This window comes from Burkholderia sp. Ac-20349 (assembly GCF_017104865.1).
In the GTDB taxonomy this organism is placed as follows: Bacteria; Pseudomonadota; Gammaproteobacteria; order Burkholderiales; family Burkholderiaceae; genus Burkholderia; species Burkholderia aenigmatica.
In genome coordinates, this window is sequence record NZ_JAAGPM010000215.1 from 1 (window position 1) to 9,347 (window position 9,347).

A 9,347-nucleotide genomic window follows, 5' to 3' on the forward strand; every position below is an offset into this window, starting at 1 on the left:
CCTACCCTCTTTCCGTACGCGACGCTCTTCCGATGTGACGGGCGGGACGTCGCCCGCCGGCGCCGCGCCGCCATCGGCCTCGCTCGCGCGCTGCGCGAGCCAGCGTTGCCAGCCGTACACCTGCAGCACCGCGAACGCGCCCTGCAGCAGCATGTCCGAATACAGCTTCGCGTCGAAGAAGATCCAGCCGTACAGCGCGACCGACACGAGCCCGACCGGCCAGCACAGCATGCGCCGCTTCGCGGTCAGCCAGATCGCGAGCGCGCTGACGATCACGCCGGCGATTTCGAGTGGGGACATCGTCTGTGCTCTCCAGGTTAGCTGCCGGGGCCGCGCGTCACGCAGCCGGTTCCGGACGGTCAGAAATCATAGGTCAACGACACGCGCGCGGTGCGCGGCGCACCCGGGAACAGGTACGCATCGCCCTGCTGCTCGCCCGCGTCACGCCAGTAGAACTTGTTGAACAGATTGTCCACCGACACGCGCAACACCGTGCGATGGCCGCCGATCTTCGTCGTATAGCGCGCGCCGAGATTGAACACGAACCACGACGGCACGCGCGCAGTGCCCTCCTCGTTCGCATTGCGGGCCGCGCTGTACTCCATGCCGCCCAGCACGTTCAGCCCCGCGACGCCCGGCACCGCGTAGTCCGCATACAGCGACGCGCGCAGCGCCGGCACGTTGATGATCTGGTGCCCTTCGTACGCCGGCGAACCCGAATCGTACGCACGCGCACGAATCGCCGCGACGCTGGCCGTCAGCCCGAGCCGCTCGGTCACGCGCCCGGCCGCGCCGAGCTCGATCCCCTGGTGCCGTTGCGTGCCGCGCTGCACGAACGTGTAGCTCGTGCCCGACGGGTCCGGGTCGGCGAACTGGAACGGCTTGCTGATCGAGAACACGGCCGCCGTGAGGCTCAGCCGATCAAGCCAGTCGTATTTCGCGCCGACCTCGATCTGGTGCGATTCGACGGGCGGCAGGAACGCATACGCGTTGGTCGCGCGCACCGGCGCCTGGTCGCCGAGCGACAGCGCCTTGCTGTACGACGCGTACAGCGACAGCACGTTCACCGGCTTGTAGACGAGCGCGACCTGCGGCAAGAATACCGAGCGGTCGGTATGCGTCGCGTCGCCATCGAGGCTGCTCCAGCTACGCTGGCGCAGCAGCACTTCCTTGCCGCCCGCGAGCACCTGCCAGTGTTCGCCGATGCTGATCCGGTCGAGCCCGAACACACCGTACTGCCACGCGTCGAGGCGCGGATACGACGGGCCGGGCGAATTCGGCGACGGCGAGAACGTCGTGTCGGGCCCGTAGATGTTCTCGCTGCCCACGTAGTCGTACACGGCGTCGGCCATGCTCACGACGCGGCGCTGCACGCTCACGCCGAGCGTCAGCTCGTGCCGCAGCGGCCCCGTCGCGAACTTGCCGGTCGTGACCGCACGCAGGTCGTCATTGCGACGATATTCGCCGGGGCTGCGGAAGTCGTAGACGTCATAGTCGCCGTTCGCGCCGAAGAAGAACGGCGACGTCGCACCGGCCGCGCAGCTCGCCGCATACGAGCAGCCGTACGCGAACGCGCTGTTGTCGTCGATCATCGTGCGGCTGCGGCCGGCGGCGATATAGGCCTTCCAGTCGTCGTTGAACTGGTAGTCGAAGCGCGCGTTCAGGTTCAGCGCGTCGGTCGTCACCGGTTTCGCCCACGGCTGCGTGCCGAGCGCCTTCGACGTCGTCTTGATCGACGGGACGACGGTGCCGCCGAGCAGCTGGTAGCCGGGTGCGGAACGCTGGATCCACTGCTGGAATTCGGCGTTGAGCTGCAGGCTCGCGCGCGGGCTGATGTCCCAGTCGGCGGCGATCGAGCCGAACGTGCGCCGCCCGTTGGTGCCGTCGATGTAGGAGTGCATGTTCTCCTTCGCGGCATTGACCCGGAAGCCGAACTGGTTGTCGGGGCCGAAGCGGCGGCCGAGATCGACGGCCGCCGACGTCGAGCCGCGACTGTCGACGCCACCGGTCACGCTCGCGACGTTCGCCGAACGCTTCGTCACGAAGTTGATCACGCCGCCCGGCGCGACGACGCCACTGTCGATACCGGCGAGCCCTTTCAGGATCTCGACGCGCTCCTTGTTCTCGAGCGGCACGTTCTGCTCGCCGGACACCGTCAGCCCGTCGATCCGGATCGCGCTCGCGAGATCGACCGGAAAACCGCGGATCGCAAAGCCTTCGAAATAGCCGACCGGTGCATAGTCGTTGACGACCGACGCGTCGTTGCGCACGACGTCGCTCAGCCGCTTCGCCTGCTGGTCGTCGAGCTGCGCGCGCGTGACGACGCTCACCGACGCCGGCGTGTCGCGCAGCGGCGTGTCGTCGAGCCCCGCCACCGAGGCGTTGCGGGCGCGCAGCGCGTTGCCGCGCTCGCCGCTCACCGTGATCGTCGGCAGCGTCGCGCTACCGGCTGCCTCGGCGTCCGGCGCCGGCGTGTCGCCCTGCGCCGCGGCGGCCTGTGCCGCGAAAAGCGTGATGCCGAGACCGACGCCAAGCCCGACCTTCGCGCGCCGCCGCCGTGCGGGCGACGCTGTTGTTCTATTCACCGTCATTGTTCTGGATGGAAAACTCGCCACTCGACCCTGTCGAAACCATTACCCCATTGCGAAGCGTGCCCGCGCGTGAACCCGCGACGATCCCGGCGAACCGCCGGACACCGTCGGCAAATCGGCACGACATTCATCTGACGAATCGGACGATCCGGCGCATGCGTGCCGTTCGGTCGGGAAAGCGCAGGATGGGCATCGGAGGCCGGCGACGCGCCGGGCGCCGCCGCAGCCGCCGATCCGTGGATCGCGTGCCTGTCGGGCGGCCGGCTGCCTCGCGCGGTCTTGTCATGCGGGGGGACGCTTCGAACGCCCCGGTGCGGGCGCCGGGCATTTGCGTGCGCCGTTCGTCGGAACGGCGGATGTCCGTCGCGCGCGACATCGCGGCGTGGCGCGCATTTTACCCCGGGCGGACGGGGCGGCAGGGAAAGCCGCCCGGCGGGTGGTTGTCGCCGCGTAGCGGGCGGCACGGCGGCCGCCCGTCCGGTACTACGCGGTATCGGCGGCTTTCAGCCCCCATGCGTCGATCATCTGCTGGCGCATCACGAACTTCTGCACCTTGCCCGTCACCGTCATCGGCAGTTCGTCGACGAAGCGGATGTAGCGCGGGATCTTGTAGTGCGCGATCTGCCCGTGACAGAACCCGCGCACGTCGTCCTCCGACATCTGCTCGTCCGCGCGCAACACGATCCACGCGCACAGCTCTTCGCCGTACTTCGCGTCGGGCACGCCGAACACCTGCACGCTCTGGATCTTCGGATGGCGGAACAGGAATTCCTCGATCTCGCGCGGATAGATGTTCTCGCCGCCGCGGATCACCATGTCCTTCAGCCGGCCCACGATGTTGCAGTAGCCATCCGCATCGAGCGTCGCGAGGTCGCCGGTGTGCATCCAGCCGTCGACGATCGTTTCCTGCGTTTTCGCTTCGTCTTCCCAGTAGCCGAGCATCACCGAATAGCCCTTCGTGCACAGCTCGCCCGTCGCGCCGACCGGCACGATACGCCCGTCCGGATCGACGATCTTCACCTCCAGATGCGGCTGCACGCGGCCGACCGTCGTCGTGCGCTTCTCGAGCGGATCGTCGGTCGAGCTCTGGAACGACACGGGGCTCGTTTCCGTCATTCCGTACGCGATCGTGATTTCCGACAGGTGCATCTGCGACACGACACGCTTCATCGTCTCGATCGGGCACGGCGAGCCGGCCATGATCCCGGTGCGCAGCGTCGACAGGTCGAATCGAGCGAATTCCGGATGATCGAGCTCCGCGATGAACATCGTCGGCACGCCGTGCAGCGCCGTGCAGCGTTCGTCGGCCACCGCCGCAAGCGTCGCGACCGGGTCGAACGCCTCGCCGGGGAACACCATCGCCGCGCCCGTCGACACGCATGCGAGCACGGCCAGCACCATCCCGAAGCAGTGATACAGCGGCACCGGGATGCACAGCGTGTCCTGGTCGCTGAACCGCATCGCCATCGCGATGAAGCGCGCGTTGTTGACGACGTTGCGGTGCGTGAGCGTCGCGCCCTTCGGGCTGCCGGTCGTGCCGCTCGTGAACTGGATGTTGATCGGATCGGCGGCTGCGAGCGTCGCGCCGATCGCATCGAGCCGCGCGACATCGAGCGTGTCGCGGCCGCGCGCGACGACGTCCGGGTAGCACAGCATGCCCGGCGTGCGGCCATCGCCCATCCGGATCACGATGCGCAGCGCCGGCAGCCGCGCGGCATGCAGCTCGCCCGGCGCGCAATGCGCGAGTTCCGGCGCGAGCGCCTGCAGCATCTCCAGGTACTTAGACGACTTGAACTGCTCGGCCGCGATCAGCGCGCGGCAACCGGCCTTGTTCAGCGCGTAGTCGAGTTCCGCGAGCCGGTACGCCGGGTTGATGTTGACGAGGATCGCGCCGATGCGCGCGGTCGCAAACTGGGTGAGCAGCCATTCGACGCGGTTCGGCGACCAGATGCCGACGCGGTCGCCCGGCTCGATCCCGAGTGCGACGAGGCCGGCCGCGAGTACGTCGATCTCGTGCGCGAACGTGCGCCAGTCCCAGCGAATGCCCTGCTCGCGGAACACGACGGCCGGCCGCGCCGGAAAGCGCGACGCGGTGTCGTGCAGCAGAGTGGCGACGGTCGCATCCGACAGCGGCACGTCGGTGCGGCCCCGCACGATCGACAGGCCGTCGAGCGGCGCGCCGGTGGCGATGGCGGTGGTCATGGTGTCTCCTGATCGGCCGCGCCGGCCCGCGGGCCGGCGCGTGCATCATCGTGTGAACATCTGCGCGGTCGTGATCGCCATGTCGCCGCCCGGCACGCGAATGTCCTTCAGCTTCTTCAGCGTATCGGCGTCATACACCGCGACGGTGTTGAAGGTGCCCGCGAGGTAGAGCTTGCTGCCCTCACGATTGAACGACAGGCAGTAGTACGAATGATCAAGCGGCGCGGCCTCGACCAGCTTCTCGTTCTTCACGTCGTACTTCGCGAGCCGGTTCAGCACGCCGTACATCGCGTTCGGATCCTTCGGCGACAGCCCGCCCGTGAAGTACACCTCGGTCACCGGCGTGAAATCCTTGACCGTCGCGTTGCCCGTCTTCAGGTCGATGTCGACGTAGCCATACATCGTCTGCGCGGAGGCCGGGTCCTTCTTCTCGTCCTTGAAGCGATCGGCCGTATAGAGCAGGTTCAACGTATGCTGCGGACGCTGCTGCGGCCACACATACAGCACATCCGGCTGGCCGTGCAGCGGCCGCTTCCAGTTGCGCAGCGGCACCGCGACGTCGTACTTGCCGGTCTGCGCGTTCATCCGGTAGATGTCCGCGCCGACGACGAACAGTGAGCCGTCGTCGGCGGCCTGCAGCATCGTCGTCTGGCGCGGTGCGGGGAAGGTACGCACCGGCTTCGCGTCGAGCCCGCCATCGGTGCGGTACACCTGCAGGCGCGGCGACTGCACTTCGTAGCTGTCGCGGTTCAGCTTCGTCGGGTTGACGACGCTGTAGATCTCCTTGCCGTCGGGGCTCAGCCCGATCGAGAACATCGCGCGCGCCCGCTCGTTGCCGGCTTCCGCGAGCTCCGCATGGAACACGGTCTTGCACGAATCGAGATCGACACCGTACAGGTCGCCGTAATGGTTGTTCAGCACGTAGGCGCGCGTGCGGTCCGGGCTGATCTGGATCGTGCCGGGGCCGAACGCGTCGGGCAGCGAGCAGGTCTTGACGACGCTGTCGGTGCCCGTGTCGATCACCGTCAGGTTGTTCGGATAGTTCGTGACGGCGAGGTACTCGTGGCCGGCCTGCAGCGGGCCGTCGGCCGCGGCCGACAGCGACGCGGCCGAGGCGAGCGCGGCGGCGAGGAGCGCGCGGCTCAGGGGTGTCGTGAATCGCATGGAGAATCCTTGATCGGTGCCGGGTGGATCACTTGTCTTTGGGGAACACGCTGCCGAGCTGGCGCCAGTCCGCGCCCGAATCGGTCGCGTGCTTGTTCCAGTCGGGATAGGTGCTCATCATGTCGGGCACCTGCGCGGGCCACCAGCACGGGTCGGAGCACCCGTACAGGTCGGCCTCCATCGGCTGGCACAGCGACGCGACCCCGCCGAACACGTCCGTTTCCCAGCCAGGGTCGGTCGTCGACGTGCAGCCCGCGACGGACGTCATCGCGACGACTTCCTCGAGGCGATCCTGCTGCACGGCCTCCTCGAGCTTTTTCGCCTTGTTGTTGAGCGGCTTCAGATGTTTCATGTCAGTTCGCCTTGCGCGGAGTGATGTGGTTGTCGATGAACGCCGGGTTGCCGGCGATGATCCGGCTGTAGACCTCGATGCCGAAATCGATCCAGTCGCGCATCAGCTCGCAGTAGTGGTAGGTCGGATGCGCGGGGTCGCCGTAACGCGCATAGCTCTCGTGATAGCAGCCGCCCGAGCACAGGTTGCGGATCCGGCAGGTTTCGCAGCCGGTGCCGCTGCGCTCGAGGCGTTGCGACAGGAAGTCGTTGAGCTCCGCCTGCGCGACGCCCTCATGCACGTTGCCGAAAGTCGGCAGCGCCGAGCCGGTGAAGCGGTGGCACAGGTTCAGGTCGCCCTTGTGATCGACCGCGAGCATCTTGAGCCCCGCGCCGCACGGCAGCGACTTCTTGTGCCCTTCGTGCAGATCGGTGATCAGCTGGTGCAGGTTCGAGAAGCCGATGTTGCGGTTCTCGAGCGCGGCGGCCAGGTAGCGCCGGCCGAGCGCCTTCATGTTCGCGAACACCTGCGCGAGTTCATCGGTCTGCAGGTTGAAGGTATCGAGCTGTCCCGACGTGACCGGCGCGAAGCCGACTTCCGCAAAACCGAGTTCGTTGAACAGGTGATCCCAGATGCCTTCGATGTCGGTCACGCCGCTCGTCAGCGTCACGCGCGCGCCGACCGGGCGGCTGCGGTAGCGCTTGAGCAGCATCTCGGCCTTGCGGCGCACGACGTCGTAGGTGCCCGCGCCGCCGACCGTGCGGCGGTTCAGGTCGTGGATCGAGCGCGGCCCGTCGATGCTGACCGACAGCCCGAAGCGATGCGCGTCGAGCCAGTCGACGACCTCCTCGGTCAGCAGCGTCGCGTTGGTCGTCATCACGAACTCGACCTGCTTGCCGAGCGCGCCGAAGCGCAGCTCGCAATACTCGACCATGCACTCGATCAGCTTGCGGTTGCTGAGCGGCTCGCCGCCGAAGAACACGACCGTGTAGCGCGGCAGGTCGGGCGATTCCTTCAGCAGCATCTCGACCGACGCCTTCGCGGTGTCGATGTCCATCCGCCGCCCCGCGGACGGCGTGTCGAGGTCTTCCTTGTAGCAATACGTGCAGCTCAGGTTGCAGCCGGTGTTCACGTTCAGCACGACCGTGTCGATCGCGGTGCGCTCGACGCGCTTCACCGCGATCTCGGGCGTGAGCGGCGAGCCGTCGCTGACGACCTCGAGGGCCATCAGCTCGCCGAGCGTCTCGGCGAGTTCGCCGTGCGGCGAGCGACCGGCCAGCCGCGCGAACAGCTCATCGGCCGTGCAGCTGCTCGCACGCAGCGCGTCGATGATGTCGGCCGTCACGCGATCGGCCGCGAACAGCGAGCTGCTCGGCACATGAAACATCAGGCGCTCGTCGTCGACGCGCACTTCGTGCACGTTGCGTTCGACCACGTTCAGCATGGCGCTCATCGGATTCTCCTTGCGTTCGTCGGATTCGGACCGGGCCGCGTCGCGGCCCGGCGTGCGGACAGGCGGACCGGTCAGGGCAGCGGCGGGTTGTTCCAGCGCTGCACGCCGACGATCATGCGCCCGGTGCCCGTCACCGTGCGTGCCCCGTCCGTCACCGTCGCGACGACGTTCAGGTTGCCCGTGTTGTTGGTGCCCATTCGGCGCGCGGGGTTCGGGCCCGCGTTACCCGGCGTGAAGATGCCGGTCGACGCCTGCATCGTGCCGGCGAACTGCGTGTCGCGATCGCCCTTCGACTGATCGTCGAACGGGGCGACCGACCATTGCGCGGGCACGACGCCGATGCGGAACGGCTTGCCCGCGCCGTCGACACCCCATGCCACCGCGTCGAAACGCCCTTCGACCTTCGGCGTCGAGCCGCCGTTGCCGCCGATGCGCGCGACCGCGTAGTCGGGTTCGACCTTCACGTCGTGGATCTCGCGATAGACCGCGAAGCCGTCCGCATGCGCGGCGCCGACGCTCACCCGGCGCGCGCCGGCCGCGCTGCCGTCGGCGGCCTTCACGCGCACCCGCAGGTATTCCGGCGTGCGCTCGAGCACCGATGCAACCGTCACGCCCGTGCCGAACGCAGGCGTGCCCTGCAGGTTCGCGCCGACGATCGTCACGTCGGTCTCCTCGCCCGCCTTCACGTAAGCCGGCTGCACCGCCACGATCTGCGCGTTGCCGAGCTTCGCCGCGCTGAAGTCGAGGCCGCGTTCGTCGTGCGCATCGTCGAACATCCGGCCGCGCAGCGTGCCGTCGCTCGCCATCAGCACCTGACGCATCGTCGTGTCGCCGACCTTCACGCTCGCCCGCCATTCGTAGCCGGTATAAAGCGTCGCGGTGCCGGTGCCGACGAGCGGGCTGCCGTCCGCGAAGCGGCCCTTCAGCTCGACGTCGAAGCGGTCGCCCGCGCCGCCCTTCACGGTCATCGTGCCGTACGCATCGCCCTTGCCCGGCATGTGGCCGCCGAAGCTCCACGTGCCGGCCAGCGCGGTCGCGGGCGGATGGTGCTGCTTCCACGCGGTCCATGCGCTGCTGTTGTACGGGTAGTCCTTCGCGAGCAGCGGCGCCATGTCGGTGAGCGCGATCTTGAACCAGTCGCGGTCGCGGCCCATCGCCGAATACTCGATCGACGGCCACTGCCCGAGGTGGAAGTTCACGAGCTTGTCCCATTCGGCGACCGGGCGGCGCTGCAGCAGCGGGCGCGCGGCCGAGTGGCAACGCGCGCACATCTGCTTGAACTCCTCGTTGCCGACGGTCTCCTGCGTGTTCAGGCGGCGCTCGGGCGCGTAACGGAAATCCTTCGTCTCCGACGGCGCGAGGCCCTGCGTATCCGACAGGTACTTCACCAGAATGCGTCGTTCGTCGTCGCTGATCGTGAGGCCGTGCATCGTCTGCATCCGCGCGATCGTCATCAGCCAGCCTTCCGGCGTCTTGCGCTGATGGCTGATGCGGCTCCACGAATCCTTCGACTCGGCCGCGTGACACGCCGCGCATGTCTGGCTCAGGATCGCGTGAGCGTCGCGCGGCGCCTGGGCCTGGGCCTGGGCGGCGCCCGAGGCCAGCG

Annotated in this window: 7 protein-coding genes; all 7 read right to left on the reverse strand. The window is 68.0% G+C overall.

All coding sequences use genetic code 11. The annotated features are described in order from the left end of the window. Positions 1–300, reverse strand: a 300-nt coding sequence (gene pnuC / locus G3N61_RS36380; RefSeq protein ID WP_205824807.1) for a nicotinamide riboside transporter PnuC, incomplete at its 3' end; no start/stop codon positions are given. A gap of 59 nt (positions 301–359) precedes the next feature. Next, positions 360–2,591: a TonB-dependent siderophore receptor gene (locus G3N61_RS36385; RefSeq protein ID WP_089453541.1), complete on the reverse strand. Its 2,232-nt coding sequence runs from the start codon at positions 2,589–2,591 to the stop codon at positions 360–362. Positions 2,592–3,074: 483 nt separating this feature from the next. Then, complete coding sequence (locus G3N61_RS36390; protein ID WP_205824809.1) at positions 3,075–4,793, reverse strand: AMP-binding protein; 1,719 nt, start codon at positions 4,791–4,793, stop codon at positions 3,075–3,077. A gap of 45 nt (positions 4,794–4,838) precedes the next feature. Next, positions 4,839–5,957: a quinohemoprotein amine dehydrogenase subunit beta gene (peaD, locus tag G3N61_RS36395; RefSeq protein ID WP_205824810.1), complete on the reverse strand. Its 1,119-nt coding sequence runs from the start codon at positions 5,955–5,957 to the stop codon at positions 4,839–4,841. A 28-nt stretch (positions 5,958–5,985) separates the two neighbouring features. After that, on the reverse strand, positions 5,986–6,309 hold the full coding sequence (gene qhpC, locus G3N61_RS36400) for a quinohemoprotein amine dehydrogenase subunit gamma (protein WP_014900223.1): 324 nt from the start codon (positions 6,307–6,309) through the stop codon (positions 5,986–5,988). 1 nt (position 6,310) lies between these two features. Continuing rightward, entirely contained in the window at positions 6,311–7,741 is a 1,431-nt protein-coding gene (peaB, locus tag G3N61_RS36405; protein ID WP_089453578.1) for a quinohemoprotein amine dehydrogenase maturation protein, read from the reverse strand. Between the two features lie 71 nt (positions 7,742–7,812). Further along, on the reverse strand, positions 7,813–9,347 hold a 1,535-nt coding region (peaA, locus tag G3N61_RS36410), incomplete at its 5' end, for a quinohemoprotein amine dehydrogenase subunit alpha (protein WP_205824812.1).

What these genes read in the sequence shown, in the direction of transcription:
- G3N61_RS36385 (WP_089453541.1), bottom strand. Translation starts at nt 2,591, where the DNA reads ATGACGGTGAATAGAACAACAGCGTCGCCCGCACGGCGGCGGCGCGCG.
- G3N61_RS36390 (WP_205824809.1), bottom strand. Translation starts at nt 4,793, where the DNA reads ATGACCACCGCCATCGCCACCGGCGCGCCGCTCGACGGCCTGTCGATC.
- peaD (WP_205824810.1), bottom strand. Translation starts at nt 5,957, where the DNA reads ATGCGATTCACGACACCCCTGAGCCGCGCGCTCCTCGCCGCCGCGCTC.
- qhpC (WP_014900223.1), bottom strand. Translation starts at nt 6,309, where the DNA reads ATGAAACATCTGAAGCCGCTCAACAACAAGGCGAAAAAGCTCGAGGAG.
- peaB (WP_089453578.1), bottom strand. Translation starts at nt 7,741, where the DNA reads ATGAGCGCCATGCTGAACGTGGTCGAACGCAACGTGCACGAAGTGCGC.